Origin of the sequence: uncultured Microbacterium sp. (genome assembly GCF_947632095.1) — a bacterium.
Classification (GTDB): Bacteria; Actinomycetota; Actinomycetes; order Actinomycetales; family Microbacteriaceae; genus Microbacterium.
On sequence record NZ_CANROA010000002.1, the window covers coordinates 97,035 to 113,032 of the forward strand.

The 15,998-nt window shown below is 68.4% G+C and carries 17 protein-coding genes; 10 read left to right on the forward strand and 7 right to left on the reverse strand.

Annotation, left to right across the window (positions count from 1 at the left end; genetic code table 11):
- Positions 1-97: 97 nt before the first annotated feature.
- Complete coding sequence (locus tag Q0Z66_RS01660) at positions 98-2,155, reverse strand: ABC transporter ATP-binding protein (protein ID WP_298037025.1); 2,058 nt, start codon at positions 2,153-2,155, stop codon at positions 98-100.
- A 215-nt stretch (positions 2,156-2,370) separates the two neighbouring features.
- Here Q0Z66_RS01660 and Q0Z66_RS01665 point away from each other — a divergent pair, with 215 nt between their 5' ends.
- On the forward strand, positions 2,371-3,768 hold the full coding sequence (locus tag Q0Z66_RS01665; protein ID WP_298037027.1) for a DHA2 family efflux MFS transporter permease subunit: 1,398 nt from the start codon (positions 2,371-2,373) through the stop codon (positions 3,766-3,768).
- A 71-nt stretch (positions 3,769-3,839) separates the two neighbouring features.
- Here the strand turns inward: Q0Z66_RS01665 and Q0Z66_RS01670 are convergent, their stop codons facing one another.
- Complete coding sequence (locus Q0Z66_RS01670) at positions 3,840-3,968, reverse strand: hypothetical protein (RefSeq protein ID WP_298036950.1); 129 nt, start codon at positions 3,966-3,968, stop codon at positions 3,840-3,842.
- 70 nt (positions 3,969-4,038) lie between these two features.
- Between Q0Z66_RS01670 and Q0Z66_RS01675 the strand changes: the two genes are divergently transcribed.
- The 4 genes from Q0Z66_RS01675 to Q0Z66_RS01690 all read left to right on the forward strand — a co-directional run bounded on the left by Q0Z66_RS01675 (position 4,039) and on the right by Q0Z66_RS01690 (position 6,110).
- Positions 4,039-4,527: a DUF6328 family protein gene (locus Q0Z66_RS01675; RefSeq protein WP_298036953.1), complete on the forward strand. Its 489-nt coding sequence runs from the start codon at positions 4,039-4,041 to the stop codon at positions 4,525-4,527.
- Between the two features lie 46 nt (positions 4,528-4,573).
- Positions 4,574-5,149, forward strand: coding sequence for a 1-acyl-sn-glycerol-3-phosphate acyltransferase (locus Q0Z66_RS01680; RefSeq protein WP_298036955.1), 576 nt, complete (start codon positions 4,574-4,576; stop codon positions 5,147-5,149).
- Positions 5,150-5,200: 51 nt separating this feature from the next.
- Entirely contained in the window at positions 5,201-5,677 is a 477-nt protein-coding gene (locus Q0Z66_RS01685) for a GNAT family N-acetyltransferase (protein WP_298036957.1), read from the forward strand.
- 133 nt (positions 5,678-5,810) lie between these two features.
- Complete coding sequence (locus Q0Z66_RS01690; protein ID WP_298036960.1) at positions 5,811-6,110, forward strand: Fe-S cluster assembly protein HesB; 300 nt, start codon at positions 5,811-5,813, stop codon at positions 6,108-6,110.
- A gap of 46 nt (positions 6,111-6,156) precedes the next feature.
- Here Q0Z66_RS01690 and Q0Z66_RS01695 read toward each other — a convergent pair whose 3' ends face one another.
- Positions 6,157-7,389 (reverse strand): MFS transporter, encoded by a 1,233-nt coding sequence (locus Q0Z66_RS01695; RefSeq protein ID WP_298036963.1) that lies wholly within the window; start codon positions 7,387-7,389, stop codon positions 6,157-6,159.
- 38 nt (positions 7,390-7,427) lie between these two features.
- Here Q0Z66_RS01695 and Q0Z66_RS01700 point away from each other — a divergent pair, with 38 nt between their 5' ends.
- Complete coding sequence (locus tag Q0Z66_RS01700) at positions 7,428-7,886, forward strand: MarR family winged helix-turn-helix transcriptional regulator (RefSeq protein WP_298036965.1); 459 nt, start codon at positions 7,428-7,430, stop codon at positions 7,884-7,886.
- 4 nt (positions 7,887-7,890) lie between these two features.
- Here Q0Z66_RS01700 and Q0Z66_RS01705 read toward each other — a convergent pair whose 3' ends face one another.
- Together Q0Z66_RS01705 and Q0Z66_RS01710 are read right to left on the reverse strand one after the other, a co-directional pair.
- Positions 7,891-9,549 carry an ABC-F family ATP-binding cassette domain-containing protein gene (locus Q0Z66_RS01705; protein WP_298036968.1) on the reverse strand — a complete coding sequence of 553 codons (1,659 nt, stop codon included), beginning with the start codon at positions 9,547-9,549 and terminating at the stop codon, positions 7,891-7,893.
- A complete protein-coding gene (locus Q0Z66_RS01710) occupies positions 9,546-9,791 on the reverse strand; it encodes a DUF2798 domain-containing protein (RefSeq protein ID WP_298036970.1) in 246 nt (81 codons plus the stop codon). The genes Q0Z66_RS01705 and Q0Z66_RS01710 overlap by 4 nt, the downstream gene beginning before the upstream one ends.
- Positions 9,792-10,074: 283 nt before the next feature.
- Between Q0Z66_RS01710 and Q0Z66_RS01715 the strand changes: the two genes are divergently transcribed.
- Positions 10,075-10,623, forward strand: a complete 549-nt coding sequence (locus tag Q0Z66_RS01715) for a type 1 glutamine amidotransferase domain-containing protein (RefSeq protein WP_298036971.1) — start codon at positions 10,075-10,077, stop codon at positions 10,621-10,623.
- A 7-nt stretch (positions 10,624-10,630) separates the two neighbouring features.
- Here the strand turns inward: Q0Z66_RS01715 and Q0Z66_RS01720 are convergent, their stop codons facing one another.
- Entirely contained in the window at positions 10,631-11,188 is a 558-nt protein-coding gene (locus Q0Z66_RS01720) for an alpha/beta hydrolase (RefSeq protein WP_298036973.1), read from the reverse strand.
- Between the two features lie 98 nt (positions 11,189-11,286).
- On the opposite strand from Q0Z66_RS01720, the gene arfB reads away from it, so the two are divergent.
- From arfB to Q0Z66_RS01735, 3 genes are read left to right on the forward strand one after another with little or no spacing between them, the layout of a single operon-like run.
- Positions 11,287-11,730, forward strand: coding sequence for an alternative ribosome rescue aminoacyl-tRNA hydrolase ArfB (arfB, locus tag Q0Z66_RS01725; protein ID WP_298036976.1), 444 nt, complete (start codon positions 11,287-11,289; stop codon positions 11,728-11,730).
- A 45-nt stretch (positions 11,731-11,775) separates the two neighbouring features.
- Complete coding sequence (locus tag Q0Z66_RS01730) at positions 11,776-13,368, forward strand: ABC transporter ATP-binding protein (RefSeq protein ID WP_298036978.1); 1,593 nt, start codon at positions 11,776-11,778, stop codon at positions 13,366-13,368.
- The gene (locus Q0Z66_RS01735; RefSeq protein WP_298036981.1) at positions 13,365-15,152 is read left to right on the forward strand and encodes an ABC transporter ATP-binding protein; all 1,788 of its coding nucleotides are present in this window, start codon (positions 13,365-13,367) and stop codon (positions 15,150-15,152) included. The genes Q0Z66_RS01730 and Q0Z66_RS01735 overlap by 4 nt, the downstream gene beginning before the upstream one ends.
- A gap of 10 nt (positions 15,153-15,162) precedes the next feature.
- Here the strand turns inward: Q0Z66_RS01735 and Q0Z66_RS01740 are convergent, their stop codons facing one another.
- Entirely contained in the window at positions 15,163-15,981 is an 819-nt protein-coding gene (locus Q0Z66_RS01740; protein ID WP_298036984.1) for a DUF1524 domain-containing protein, read from the reverse strand.
- Positions 15,982-15,998: the final 17 nt, after the last annotated feature.

Below are 15,998 nucleotides of genomic sequence, written 5' to 3' on the forward strand. Positions count from 1 at the left end.
CGTGGGCGCGGAGCACCCAGTCAATGAGCCGAGAATTCCTCCGTCAACCCTCCGACAGAATTGCCGATCAGAAACGGCCGGCTCCCGCCCGATCCGCTCATTCCACCGCGGGGTAGACCCGCCGGTCTTCCGATGCCCCATCCAGAAGTGGCACCGATGAGGTCAGCGCGTCGACCGCGTCCTGCCCCATCGATCCCTGCGGCGCACGATCGGCCCGGCGCGATGCGAAGGCCGCGGACATGCCCCCGGTGACCGCGGCCTCGAGCGTCTGTTCAGTCTCGAGGACCCTCGTCGCGGCGACCTGCTGCTCGGCGAGCTCGGCGTAGAGCCCGCCGAGCGCGATGAGCTCGCCGTGCGTGCCGGATTCGACGATCTGGCCGGCTTCGAGCACGTGGATGGTGTCGGCGCCCATGACGGTCGACAGCCGGTGCGCGATGGACAGCACCGTGCGGCCCTTCGCGGCCTCGTCGAGCGCTTCCTGAACGACCCGCTCCGAAACCGTGTCGAGGGCGCTCGTCGCTTCGTCGAGCAGCAGCACCGGAGGGTCCTTCAGCAGCACGCGCGCGATCGCGATGCGCTGCTTCTCACCGCCGGAGAGACGGTATCCGCGCTCGCCGACGACCGTGTCGTAGCCGTCTTCGAAACCGGCGATGATGTGGTGGATGTTCGCCGCGGTGCACGCCGCGATCATCTCCTCCTCGCTCGCGCCGGGCTTGGCGTACAGGAGGTTCTCGCGGATCGTCGCGTGGAAGAGATAGGTCTCCTGCGAAACGATTCCGACGTTGTCGATGATCGATTCCTGCGTGAGCCGGCGAACGTCTTCTCCGGCGAACAGCACGGAGCCGCCGTGGGCTTCGTACAGGCGCGGGGCGAGGTAGAGCACGGTCGTCTTGCCCGCACCCGAAGGCCCGACGAAGGCCACGTGCTGGCCGGGTTCCGCGACGAACGAGATCCCCTGGAGCGTCGGTCGGGCATCGGGTGCGGCATCCGGATAGCGGAAGACGACGTCCTGGAACTCGATGCGTCCGCGCGGCCCTGGGGAATCGGCGACCGTTCCGGCATCCGGGGCGTCCTGGATCTCGGGCACGAGATCCAGGTACTCGAAGATGCGGGCGAACAGCGCCGACGAGGTCTGCAGATCGAGCGAGACCCGCATGAGGCCCATGAGCGGTTGCAGCAGGCGGGCCTGCACCGTGGTGAACGCGACGACGGTGCCGGCGGTGATCGCGCCGGCGCCGCCGGCGATCAGGTAGCCCGAGACGAGGTAGATCACGGCGGGGACGGATGCCATGAGCACCTGCACGACCGCGAAGAACCCCTGTCCGCTCATGGCCCGGCGCACCTGCAGCTTCACCTGATTGCGGTTCTCGGCCTGGTAGCGCTCCGACTCGGTGCGCTGACGGTTGAACGACTTCGACAGCAGCATGCCCGAGACGCTCAGGGTCTCCTGCGTGATGGAGGTCAGCTCCGACAGCGATTCCTGGGTCTCCCCGGCGATGCGTGCGCGCACCTGCCCGACCTTGCGCTGCACGACGATGAGGAAGGGCATGAGCACGACCGCGATGAGCGTCAGCCGCCAGTCGATGAGGATCATGGCGACGAGCGAGGCGATGACGGTGACGATGTTGCCGAGGATGCTGGTGACGGTGTTCGTCAGGACGCCGGAGACGCCGCCCACATCATTCTGCAGGCGGGACTGGATGACGCCGGTCTTCGTGCGGGTGAAGAATCCCAGCTCCATCGCCTGCAGGTGCTCGAAGAGCCGCACCCGCAGGTCGCCGGTGACGCTGTTGCCGACCGTCGAGGTCAACCAGGTCTGCGCGACGCCCAGAAGCGCGGAGAAGAGGAAGAGACCGACCATCGTGAGGACGAGCCTGATCAGCAGGCCGAGCTCCGGGCCGCCCCCGTCGACGGGGAAGAGGGCATCGTCGAAGATCCGCTGCACGATCAGCGGCGGGATGACCGCGATCGCCGCGCCGACGACGACGAGGATGCCGGTGACGACGATGCGCCCGGTATACGGGCGGAACAGGGCGACGACGCGCTTGCCGAGCCCCGCGATCTTCGGCGCCTGCGCGTTCAGCTTCTTCTGCGCTGCTTCATCCACGCCGCGGAATCCGCCGCCACCGCCACCACCGCCGCGTCCGCCACCCATGCTCATGCCGTTCAGCATATGGCGGTTGCAGCGTCCCGCTCGGGAATACGTGCGAATCGATTCGGGTTACGCTGGAATGTCGTCCGAGCGGCCACCGATCTTTCGGCTTCGCAGACGGCCGTTTTCGTCCCCATCATCGAGGAGCTCCCTTGGCCGTCGCATCCACCGGTTCCATCCCCACGGCGAACCCCGCCCCGCTGATCGCGCCCTCCGATATGCGCGTGATCTGGCTGCTGCTCGTGGCGGCGTTCGTCGCGATCCTCAACGAGACGACCATGGGCATCGCGATCCCCCATCTGAACCACGACCTCGGCATCCCGCCGGAACTCGGGCAGTGGCTCACGAGCGCATTCATGCTGACGATGGCGATCGTGATCCCCACCACCGGTTTCCTGCTGCAGCGGTTCACCACCCGCCAGGTGTTCATCGCGGCGATGACGTCGTTCTCGCTCGGAACGCTCGTCTGCCTCGTCGCCCCCGGCTTCGAGGTGCTCCTCGCTGGTCGCGTCATCCAGGCCGGCGGCACGGGAATCATGATGCCGCTGCTGATGACGACCATGATGAACGTCGTTCCCCCGCAGTCGCGCGGACGCATGATGGGCCGCGTCGGCCTGGTGATCTCGCTCGCCCCGGCGATCGGTCCGACCCTCGCCGGCGCCGTGCTCGAGACGCTCTCCTGGCGCGCGCTGTTCGCCATCGTCCTGCCGATCGCGATCGTCGCCCTCGCCATGGGCGCGAAGTGGATGACGAACCTCGGCGAGACGACCCGGGCCCCCATCGACATTCTCTCGATCATCGTTTCCGCGCTCGGCTTCGGCGGAGTCGTCTACGGACTCAGCCAATTCGGCGGCGAGAGCACCACGGTCGCGATCATCGCGCTCGCGATCGGCGTCGTCTCCCTCGGCCTGTTCGTATGGCGACAGATCGTGCTGCAGCGCACCGACGACGCGCTGCTCGATCTGCGCGTGTTCCGCTCGGGAAACTACACCGTCGCGATCCTCATCCTCGCGGTCCTCTCGATGGCGATGTTCGGCACGCTGACGCTGCTGCCGCTGTACCTGCAGGACGTCGTGAAGCTCAATGCCCTCTACTCCGGACTGATCCTGCTGCCCGGGTCAGTCGCAATGGGTCTGCTCGCTCCGGTCATGGGCCGCGTCTACGACGCGCGCGGCCCTCGCGTCCTCCTGATCCCGGGAACGATCATGGTCGCCGCAGCGCTGTTCTTCTACTCGACCGTGACGGAGAGCACCGCCTGGCAGCTGCTGGTCACCGCACAGATGATCCTGTCGATCGGCATGGCGATGTCGTTCACGCCGCTGTTCTCCTCGTCGCTGGGTTCGCTGCGCCGCAACCTCTACTCGCACGGTTCCGCAGCCCTCAACACCATCCAGCAGGTCGCCGGCGCGGCGGGCGTCGCCCTTCTCACCGTGACCTACTCATCGATCCTGCACGCGGGCGAGAACGAGGGTCTGCAGACTGCTACTGCCGGTGCCCCGGGCGCCCGCATGGCATTCCTCATCGCGGCCTGCATCGCGCTGGCCGCGGTCGCCCTCGCGGCATTCGTCCGCAAGCCCGCGGATGCCATCGATGACATGCCCCCGGCCGGTCACTGACCGCACCGCACAGCGAAGAGCCCGTCACGATCGTGACGGGCTCTTCGTTTTCGTATCGGAGGATCAGGCGATCACTCGGCGGGAGCGCCGCAGGCGCTCCCCCCGCAGCATCCGCCGCTCTCTTCACCGAGAAGGTTCACGCCCGCAGGCGCGGCGAGGGGCTGCACGCCCGGGGTTTCAACATTCTGCGAATCAGTCATGGCCCCATGCTACGCCGTTCCGGATGCCATGGCTCTGGACAAGCATCAGTCCGCAACGCAGACTCGGTCCATGACTCATGATGCGGTCGCGCCCGATGACTCCGGCGACGGACGCGACGAGACCGACAACGAGCGCGCCGACCGCAACTGGGATGAGCTCATGCAGGAGCTGCGGGTCATGCAGACCGGTACCCAGGTGCTGTCGGGTTTTCTGCTCGCCGTCGCCTTCCAGCCGCGTTTCACCGAACTCGATGACGTGCAGCGCGGCCTGTACATCGTCCTCGTCTGCCTGGCTGCGACCGCGACGATCCTGTCGCTGACGCCGGTGAGCATGCACCGACAGCTGTTCGGGCTGCGCCGCAAACCCGACCTCGTTCGATTCGGAGCGCGCGTGGTCAAGTGGGCGCTCCTCGTCAACGGCGCTCTCGCGATCGGTGTGACGACCCTCGTGGTCGACTTCGCCCTCTCCCGGTGGTCCGCAGCGATCGCGCTGACCCTCGGAACTGTCGTGGTACTCGCCCTGTGGCTGCTGCTCCCCCGGCGTGTGAATCGGACGTGATCCGATCATTCCCGATCCGGCATACACCGTGGCCTAGCGTGAAGGAATGCTCAAACGCGCTCTCGCCCGTCTCTACTGGGCGGTGAGCCGCTGGAAGCTCACCGGTGCCGCCGCACCCGAGCAGCCCACCGTGCTGCTGGGCGCCCCGCACACCTCGAACTGGGACTTCATCCTCATGCTGGCGATCGCCTGGCGTCTCGGCATCGATGTGCGCTGGCTCGGTAAAAAGAGCCTGTTCTCCGGCTGGCGAGGCCCGATCATGCGGCGTCTGGGCGGGATGCCCGTCGACCGTGCGGATCCGAGCCGCGTGGTCGCCGATGTCGTCGCCCAGGTGAGCACCGGGGATGTGTTCAGCCTGGTGGTCACCCCGGATGGAACGCGCGGCGCGAACACGCACTGGAAGTCCGGCTTCTATCGAATCGCGCGCGAGACGGGGATGCCGGTGACACTCGGCTTCGTCGACCGCACCACCATGACCACCGGCCTGGGCCCCACGTTCGCCCTCACCGGCGACGTCGCCGCCGATATGGATCGCATCCGAGCCTTCTACGCTGATAAGTCCGGACTGCGCCCGCACCTGCGCACGGAGCCGCGCCTGCGCGAGGAGGACGCTGCACGCTGAGGGCCGCAAGCCCCCTCGACGCCGTGCTCCCGATGCCGCAGACTCGAAGACATGGCCGAAGAGACGAACCCATCGCTCACGATCCGCCCCATCCATGTACGCGATGCGGGTGAGGTTCTCACCCTTCAGCGCGCCGCCTTCGTCTCGGAGGCTCAGATCTACGGCAGCGTAGAGATGCCGCCGCTGACGCAGACGCTGGAGCAGCTGGCCGCGGAGCTCGCCGACAACGCCGGCTGGGTGGCGTCTCGCGGGGACCGCCTCGTCGGGGCCATCCGCGCTGTGGAGAGCGACGGGGTGCTGCTGATCGGCCGCCTCGTGATCGCTCCGGATCAGCAGGGCGCCGGCATCGGCCACACTCTGCTCGAAGCGGCGGAGCAGGGCAGCACCGCCGCGGAGGCCGAGCTGTTCACCGGCAGTCTCAGCGAGGCGAACATCCGCCTCTACGAGTCCTGCGGGTACGTCGAGACGCAACGGATCCCGCAGGGGGACGGCACCGAGCAGGTGTACCTGCGCAAGAAGCTGCGCTGAGACATCCGCCCGCCGCGGCACATGGGAGGTTCCTCAGAATCCGCCCGTCAAGGTTGAAGAGCGGGCGCGCGTGAGGAATCGTGGCCCGGACATGTTCCGTCTGGAGCATGTCCGCGAACGGAAGGAGAGCCCTGTGCTCACCCTGACCGAGAATGCAGATGCCGTCGTCACCACGATCGTCGGCCGCGAGGATGCCGGCGCGGAAGCGGGGTTGCGCATCCAGTCCGCCGAGGGGCAGGGACCGAACGGGGAAGCCCGTTTCGCGGTTCATGTCGTTCCCTCACCCGATCCCGCAGACATCATCATCGAGGGTTCGGCGAGCCGCGTCTTCCTCGAGGGGAATGCCGCCGAGGTCTTGAACGACAAGGTGCTCGACGCCGGCGTGGACGACCAAGGGGCCGTCAGCTTCACGATCCTGCCGCAACCGGCGTGATCCGTGGATGGGGGCGGGATGCTGCGGCATCCCGCCCCCATCGTGTTCAGAGGGCGAGGCCTCGGCCTCGCCGGGCCTCGGGCCGGCGGCCGTGCGTGAACTGGTAGAAGAGCACGGCGATCACGGCGATGCCGGCCAGCAGGAGATACATCGTTCCGTACCCGGTGGCGGAGATCAGAATCCCCAGAGCGATGGGCCCGAGTCCGATACCGGCATCCGCGAGAAGCAGCAGGGTGGAGATTCCGGTGCCGAGCTTGTGGGCGGGCACGGCGTTCACGGCGATCGCCTGGGCCGCGGGCATGAGAGATCCATAGCCCAGCCCGCTGAGCATGCCGGCGACGATGACCTGCCAATCCGCCGTGGCGAAGGACAGCAGGGCGAGCGCCAGCACGAAGAAGAACAGGCCGAAGTAGATCACGGCGTTGTCGCCCCGACGATCCTGCACCTTGCCGAGGATGAAGCGCATGATGAGCATCGACAGTGCGTAGGCGACGAAGAACAGACTCGCTCCGGTCACCACGTCGCGCTGCTCGGCGTAGGCGTTGAGGTAGGTGATGACGCCCGAGTAGCACAGGCCGATGAGCAGCATGAAGATGCCGATCGGGATGACCGCGGGGTCCATGATCGCGCGCAGCGTCAGCTTCGGGCGGGCGGGGAGCGCTGCCCTCGAGGAGCGTGCGGGATCGCGCAGGAAGAGTCCGAGCACGAGGCTGATCATCGAGCTTCCCAGCGCGACCTGGAACAGCAGCTCGTAGCTGAAGGATCCGACCATGAACAGGGCGAGGGCGGGGCCGACTGCGGCGGCGAGCGTGGACCCGAGCGCGAAGTATCCGGTGCCCTCGGCGCGACGGGATGCCGGGATCGCGGACTGCACGAGTGCCATGACGGCCGTGCTCATGAACGCGTAGGCGAAGCCGTGCACGAGCCGCACGATGATCAGAAGCGGGAGGGATGCCGCGGTCAGGTACAGCCCCGTGATCACGGTGGCCGCGATCAGCCCGAGGATCATGATGCGTCGCCGGCCGAAGCGGTCGACGATGTATCCGGTGAACAGGCGCGCGACGGTCGCGCCGACCACGAAGGCGCTCGAGGCGAAGCCGGCTGCGGCATCGGATGCGGCGAACTGCCGCACCGCGTAGAGGGCCATCGTGGTGATGAGGAAGTACATGACGATGTACTGGAAGACGTTGACCATCCACGAAAGCACGAACGTCGCGCCGATCAGCTTCTGCGGTTTTTCACCGGCGGCCGCACCGTCGATCTTCACGATTTGCGTCATGCAAATGTATCATGCAAATCAGCCGATACGATGGCACTATGACCACCGCACCGCACGAGGCCTTCGTCTACGAGCACATGCTCCTCTCGCGCGGCGCACTGCAGGGAACCCCCGCCCACGGGCGCGACTTCGCCATCGACCGCAGCGCCACGGTTCTGCTGGCCCGGCTCGAGGCATCCGGCCCGATGAGCGTCGGCGAACTCGCCGATGCCTTCGGCCTCGATGTGTCGACCGTGCACCGACAGGTCGCCGCCGCGATGAAGGCGGGGCTCATCGAACGCCTCCCCGATCCCGCCGGCGGCCCCGCGCGCAAGCACCGCCCGACCCCGCTCGGATCCGAGCGGCTCCACGAAGAGTTCACCGGCCGAACCCAGGTCGTCGAACGCGTCACCGCCGAATGGTCAGACGACGACGTCGCGCAGCTGACGATGCTGCTGCGCCGCTTCAACGAAGACGCCGAGGCCGTGCGCGGCCAGCCCTGGCCCCGGCCGGAATAGGCCCCTAGCGTTCGCTCAGGCGACCGCCCTCGACGTGCCAGTGGCGATCCAGGCGCACGGTTTCCAGCATCCGCCGGTCATGCGTGACCAGCAGGAGCGTTCCCTCGTAGCTCTCGAGCGCCTCCTCGAGCTGCTCGATCGCCGCCAGGTCGAGATGGTTCGTCGGTTCGTCGAGCACGAGCAGGTTCGTGCCGCGGGCCTGCAGCAGCGCAAGCCCCGCACGGGTCCGCTCCCCCGGTGACAGCTCCCCGACGGGACGCAGCACATGATCGGCGCGAAGACCGAACTTCGCCAGCAGCGTGCGGACCTCGGCGGATGCCATCTCCGGCACGAGCGCCTCGAAGGCATCCGCGAGCGGCACATCGTCGGCGAGCTGCGAGCGCGCCTGATCGATCTCGCCGATCTGCACACTCGTGCCGAGAGACGCAGAGCCCTCATCGGGAGTCCGCGATCCCAGCAGCGCACGCAGAAGCGTCGACTTTCCGGCGCCGTTGGGTCCTGTGATGCCGATGCGCTCGCCCGCGTTGATCTGCACCGAGACAGGACCGAGCGTGAAGTCCCCCTGATGCAGGACCGCCGAGCTGAGCGTGGAGACGACCGAGCTCGAACGCGGGGCGGAGGCGATGTGGAACTCGAGGCGCCACTCCTTGCGGGGCTCCTCGACCTCTTCGAGCCGCGCGATGCGGCTCTCCATCTGGCGCACCTTCTGCGCCTGCTTCTCGCTCGACTCCATCGAGGCCTTCCGGCGGATCTTGTCGCTGTCGGGCGCCTTCTTCATCGCATTGCGCACGCCCTGGCTCGACCATTCCCGCTGCACGCGGGCGCGTGAGACGAGGTCGGCCTTCTTCTCGGCGTACTCGTCGTACTGTTCGCGCAGGTGCCGTCGCACCGTCGCGCGCTCCTCGAGATAGGCCTCGTAGCCGCCGCCGTAGATGCGGTGCGAGTTCTGGGCGAGGTCGAGCTCGAGCACCCGGGTGACGGCGCACGCAAGGAACTCGCGGTCGTGGCTGACGAGAACCGCTCCCCCGCGCAGACCCCGCACGAATGCTTCCAGACGCTCGAGACCATCGAGATCGAGATCGTTCGTCGGCTCATCCAGCAGCACGATGTCGAACCGTGACAGGAGGAGCGCGGCGAGTCCCACACGGGCGGCCTGCCCGCCGGAGAGCCCCGTCATCATGACCGCGTCCGGCGACTCCCCGAGGTCGAGGCCGAGCTCGGCGAGCACCCCGGGAATGCGCTCCTCGAGATCCGCGGCGCCGCTGGTGAGCCAGCGCTCCAACGCCGTCGAGTAGACATCGGCCGGGTCGGGGCCGTCCGCGGGCGCGGGCTCGGCGAGGGCTGCGGCGGCAGCATCCATCTCCGCCGTCGCCGCGGCGCATCCCGTCCTCCGCCCGATGTACGCGGCGACGGATTCACCGGGCGTGCGATCGTGCTCCTGCGGCAGCCAGCCGACGAAAGCATCGACCGGGGCCAGAGAAACCGTCCCCGCCTGCGGGGCGTCGACGCCGGCGAGCAGACGCAGCAGCGTGCTCTTGCCGGCGCCGTTCGCACCGATCACGCCGATCACATCCCCGGCGGCGACCGTCAGGTCGATGCCGTCGAAGAGCGTGCGATGTCCGTATCCGCCCGCGAGGGACTGGGCGACGAGAGTTGCGGTCACTCCTCGATCTTCGCACCCTTGGGCCGCAGGATCACACCGGTCAGCCCCATGGCAGCGGGCCACGCGACCATCGTCAGGCAGAAGGCGATGGGCCAGGCGATGATGAACTGCTTCGGCCATGCCGCCAGCCACTCCATCGAGAAGCCGCCGCCGAAGATCAGGCCCATGATGCCCGACATCGTCGCCGCCATGATGAAGGTCATGATGACCTGCGAGAGGAAGATTCCGGCCTTGGTGTTCATATGCGTTTCCGTTCCGGACGGACGGCACCGACGAAGGGTACGCGGGCGCCGCCGTCACTCTTTCGAGAGGGGCGCCACGGGTTCGCACGGAGCGTGCAACTGCATCTCGGAGAATCCGAGGGTTGGAATAACCACACCAACCTGAATCTTTCTGGCATCCCGATTTTACCGGATGCCGGGATGCCGCGGACGCGCAGGAGACCACGGACTCACGCCGAACGCAACCCCCGTGCCCGGCATCCGCGCCTTTCGTACGGTGATGGTCCGACGAAAGGAGCACACCATGGCAGAACTCAACGGCAAGAAGGTGGCATTCCTGCTGACCGACGGATTCGAGGACAGCGAGCTGACCGGCCCGTGGGAGGCGGTGACGGATGCCGGCGCCGAGGCGCTGCTCGTGTCGCCGGGCGACGGAACGGTGACGGGCAAGAACGGGCACGAACAGCGGGTCGACACCGCGGTCGCGACGGCGGATGCGGAGGACTTCGATGCTCTGGTGCTGCCCGGCGGTGTCGTGAACGCCGATCATCTGCGGATGGATCAGAGCGCGGTCGCGTTCGCGAAGGCGTTCTTCTCAGCCGGCAAGCCGGTATCGGTCATCTGCCACGGGGCATGGATCCTCACCGAGGCGGACGTCCTCCGGGACCGCACGATCACCAGCTATCCCAGCTTGCGGACCGACCTGCGAAACGCGGGAGCGACCTGGGTGGACCGCGAGGTCGTCGTCGATGATGGGCTGGTCTCCAGCCGCACCCCCGACGACCTTCCCGCCTTCAACGCGAAGACGGTGGAGGAGATCGGTGAGGGCGTGCACGCGGGCCAGCACGCCTGAACGGGCGTCAGTCCCAGTCGAGGTACTCCTCGATGATGACGCCGGTCTCGAAGGGGTGCGTGACGGGGAAGAAGTGGTCGGCGCCCTCGATCGTCTTGATGCTCGAGCGCTCGGGGGCGGTCGCCTGCAGCTTCTCGGCGTTCGTGGCAGGGGTGACCTCATCGGCCGAGCCCTGCACGAACAGGACCGGCACCACCGGAGCCAGGGCGATGTCGACGTCTTCAGCGCCCATCAGCAGCAGCCCGTTGACACGATCGGCGTGCGCGTTGGCGAACACGCGGGCGGTCGTCCCTCCGATGCCGTATCCGCCGATCCAGCTGTCCTCGATGCCGAGGTGCTCGAGAACGGCGGCCGCGTCGGCCGCCCGCTGCTCGTGCGAGATGCCGGCGCCGCCGATGCGGATGACGCGGAAGCCCGCTTCTTCAGCGAGGTAATGGGAGATCACGCCGAGACCGTCGGAGTCGAGCGCGCGCTCGGTCACCAGGGCGAGCGTGACCGGCCCCTCGCCTTCATCCGTGAACGGCACGGTGCGGCCTTCGAGGTCGATGCTGTTGATCTCGGTCACGATGGGATGCCCTCCTGGATGCGACGGGTGGTCGGAACCAGTCTAGAGGGGCTGGGTTAGGCACGCCTGACCCGCACTACGTGCGTCAGACTGGAAGCATGCATGATCTGCGCGTGATGCCGGGGCCGGGCGCTCCGCGCGGGCTGATCATCCCCGCATCCGAGCTCCTCGAGCACTTCTCCCGCGCATCCGGACCGGGCGGCCAGGGTGTGAACACGACCGATTCGCGCGTGCAGCTCTTCTTCGACGTCTCGACCACGACCGCGCTCGACGATGACCAGCGTCGGCGGATCGTCGATCGTCTCGGATCGCGCCTGAACGACGGAGTGCTCATAATCGATGCCTCGGAGCATCGGTCGCAGCGGCAGAACCGGGTCGTCGCACGCGAGCGCCTCGCCGCGGCGCTGCGGGATGCCGTGACCCCGGTCATCGGCCGACGGGCGACGCGTCCGACCCGCGGCTCGCAGCGCCGCCGACTGGAGAGCAAGCAACGCCGGTCGGACACGAAGGCGATGCGCCGCCGCCCTTCCGAGAACGGCTGACCCTCGAGCGCTTCACATGCAATGTGACATGTAAACTTGTGCCCCGTGCAGCACACCCCCGAGCCTGTCGACGACGGCAGCATCATCGACTACGCGGCGATCCCCGGCCCCCGGGCACGTCGCTCGCGCCTGCCAGCGCTCGATGCGCGGGCCTGGACGCTGAAAGTCGCCCTCTCACAACGGCCGTGGAGCTTCATCGCCTCGATCGGGATGGCCGCAGCCTTCGTCTGCAACGGGCTCACCCCGGTCATCGTCGGCAATGCCGTGGATGACGCCATCGCCACCTCCTCGTTCGAGCGCCTCGGGTTCTGGCTGCTCGTCCTCGCCGGGCTGTTCCTCGTCTCGATAGGGGTGAACTGGACCGCGCGCTTCATGCTCATCCGCAGCCAGCAGCTGGTGGCGCACGACCTGCGCACGGCGGTCACCGACCGCATCCAGGATCCGCGCGGCTTCGCCGGTAGCGATCGCACCGCGGGCGGCCTGCTCTCCATCGCCTCCTCCGACACCACCCGGCTCGGCGAGATCGTCATGATGACGGTCATGCCAGTCGCCGAGGCCGCCGCCATCACCTACGGCGCCATCATGATGTACACCGTCAACCCCTGGCTGAGCGTGGCGACCGTCATCGGCGGCCTGCTGCTCGTGGTCATCGCGCTGCGCGTGGGCCGCCCGCTGCAGGCGCGCTCCGTCGTCCGCCAGGCAGCCATCGCCCAGGCCGCCGCGACCGCCGCCGATGTCGTGCAGGGCCTGCGCGTGCTCAAGGGACTCGGAACCATCGTCACGGTGCAGGGCCGCTACCGCGACGTCTCCGATATCGCCTACCGCGAGACGGTGCGCGCGAACGCCGCCGAAGCCCGATTGAACGGCGCGACCGAGGCTGCCGGAGCCCTGTTCGTCTGCGCGCTCGGCATCGGAACGGGCGCTCTGGCCCTCGCCGGGCAGGTCAGCATCGGCGAGCTCATCACGGTCGTGGGGCTGACGCAGTTCCTCATCACACCCATGACGATGTTCGGCCGCAACCTCGCTTCCCGGTGGGCCTCGGCCGAGGCGTCCGGGCGGCGCGTCCGCGATGTGCTCGGAGCGGACTTCGAGCGCGTCGACGAGGCGGATGCCGCGGCGATCGACCGCATCATGCAGGCCCTGCCCGTGGGGGTCACGGTCGTACCGGGGAGCGACCCCGATCTCATCGCGGCGCTCGAATCGCTCCCTCGTTCGCGGGTCATCGTCGCCCCGCACTCCGCCGACCTCTTCGACGGCACCGTGGGCGAGAACATCTTCCCCGACCCGGCGGTCGCCGCCGCGGCTCTCGAGGTGGCATCCGGTACGGACATCCCCGGTGGTGCGGACAAGCGGGTCGGCGAGAACGGGCGGATGCTGTCGGGCGGTCAGCGCCAGCGCGTGGCTCTCGCCCGGGCGATCGCGTTCGATCCGGAACTCCTCGTTCTTCAAGAGCCGACGACCGCGGTCGACTCCGTTACCGAGCAGCGCATCAGTGCACGGGTCGCGGAGCACCGCGCGGGCCGGCGCACCCTCGTTCTGACCGATGCGCCGGCGTGGAACGCCGTGGCCGCCCAGCGCCTCACCCTCGCTCAGCTGCGGGATACCGTGCGCACAGGACTGGCCGGAGAAACCCGATGACCCCGTCGAGACCCGCGACCGGGATGCGCTTCCCCCTGGCCACCGGTGCGCAGGTGCGACGCGAGGTCGGCCGTCAGATCCGCGGGGTGCGCCGGGCTCGCGGGCTGTTCCTCCTCGCGCTCCTGCTGTTGAGCATCGGCGCCTATGCGGGGGTCCTCGTGCCGCAGTTCATGGGGCGGATCGTCGACCTCGTCCAGGGAGACGGGCGATTGTCGCTGTGGTCGATCGGTGCGGGGCTCGTCATCGCCGCGGTGACCGGCGCCGTGCTGAACGCCGCCGGCTTCTATCTCGTGTCGCGGCTCTCGGAGCGGGCCATCGCTAATCTGCGTCAGGAGATGGTGGGCACGGCGCTGGGCCTGCCGACCCATCAGGTCGAGGACGCGGGTTCGGGCGATCTCATCAGCCGTTCCACGGATGATGTCGCCGAGCTCTCCGCTGCCGTCACCGAGACGATCCCGACCCTGTCGACGTCGGTGTTCACCGTCGTCGCGACTGTGATCGCCCTGGCCGCGCTGGACTGGCAGTTCCTCCTCCTGCCGCTCCTCGTCACCCCTGTGTATTTTTTCGCCGCCCGCCAGTACCTCTCGAAGGCGCCCGACCGTTACGCCGCCGCCCGCGCGGCCATGGCCGAGCGCGCCCGCCGCGTCCTCGAGGCGATCCGCGGACGCGCGACCGTGCGCGCCTTCTCGATGGAGCGGCGCATGCACACCGAGATCGGGAACGCCTCCTGGCATGTGGTTCGCACGAGCATCACGGCCCGGATGACGATGCTCGTGCTCAACGCCTGGATGCTCGTCGCCGAACTGCTGCTGCTGGCGCTCGCTCTGCTCGTCGGCTTCCATCTCGTCGCCGCCGACGCTCTCTCGGTCGGCGCAGTCACCGGCGCCGTGCTTATGCTCATCCGCCTGCGCGGCCCCATGAACAGCTTCATGCGCGTGCTCGACGTCGTGCAGTCCGGCTATGCGTCTCTCGCCCGCATCGTCGGCGTCACGATCGATCCGCCCGTGCCGGTTCCCGACAGCGGCGCGGGAGCGCCCGAGGGCCGGGTCGAGCTGCGCGGCGTGAGCTTCAGCTATGGCGAGGGGTGGGCGGTGCGCGATGTGGATCTGCGCATCGATCCGGGCGAGACCGTCGCGATCGTCGGCGCGTCAGGGGCCGGCAAGACGACCGTCGCGGCTCTGCTCGCCGGTCTGCGGATCCCCGTTTCCGGCCAGGTGCTCGTCGACGGCCGTGCGGTGTCGAGCCTGTCGGATCGGGAGCGCATCGCCCGGCTGGCGATGGTGAGCCAGGAGGTGCACGTGTTCTCGGGAACGCTGCGCCAAGACCTCACCCTCGCCCGGCCCGGCGCCGACGACGACGCGCTGATGACCGCGCTGGAGCGCGTGCACGCGCACGACTGGTTCGAGCGGCTCCCGATGGGCCTCGACACGGTCGTGGGCGCCCGCGGCGTGCAACTGGATCCGGTCGCCGCCCAGCAGCTCGCTCTCGCCCGCATCCTTCTGCTCGACCCGGCGGTCGTCATCATGGACGAGGCGACGGCCGAGGCGGGCTCCGCCGGGGCCGAAGCGCTCGAGCTCGCCGCTGATGAGGTCACCCGCGACCGCTCGGCGCTCGTGATCGCGCACCGCCTCGACCAGGCATCGCGCGCCGACCGCATCCTCGTCATGGAGTCCGGCCGTGTCATCGAGGAGGGCGCGCACACCGATCTCCTCGCCGCAGGCGGCGCCTATGCGCACCTGTGGTCGGCGTGGTCGGCCGGCCGCGAGGGCGACGAGGCGCGCTGAGGATGCAGCGCTAGCAGCCCTCGAGCGTGCGGCGCATGAACGACTCCTCGTCCGTGGTGACTCCGAGCTCCCACTCGGCGAGCACGCCCACGAAGCCGGCGACGTATTCGCAGTGCACGGCTTCGGCCGGCGGCATCCACCGGTCCGGCCCTGAATCGCTCTTGGACTGGTTCACCGGGCCCCACACCGCGAGCAGGTTGCCCGGGTCGTTGGCGAAGGCGCGGCGCTCCTCGAGCGTCCAGTATTCGGCTCCGTGCTTCCACGCCCACGACAGCGGGACGACGTGGTCGATCTGCACCTCGACCGATGTGTCGACACCGGAGACGAAGTCGATCGTCTCGCCCGTGTAGGGATCGAGCAGCGTACCGGTGAGCACCTTGCAGCCGTTCGTGTTGTCCTTCACCGTGATGTCGATGAGGTCGCGGCCGAGAATGTCGTTGCGGGTGTCGCAGCCGTTGCGGTCCTGGTCGTACCAGGCGTCGCCGAACGCACTGCGCTCGTACTTCGCCGCTGCGGTGCCCGGCACCGATGGCAGCGCGGCGAGCTGGGCGAGAGCCGTGGCCGCGTCGACCGACGGATCGGCGGATGCTGTCGGCTCGGGCTCCGCGAAGGGCGATTCGTCCGGCTCGGGCGATGCGCTGAGCGTCGCGGTCGGCACCGGTCTCGGCGCCGCCGGCTCATCGCCGGAGGCGGTGAGTCCCTCCCAGGTCGGAACCGCGATGACCGCCACCACGGCGATGATCACGATGAGCGCATTGGCCCACAGCGCACCGGGGAGCTTCTTGCGTCGCGACCGGTAACGGCGCGACCGTGCTGACGATCGATTCATGAAGCACTCTTCCTGCC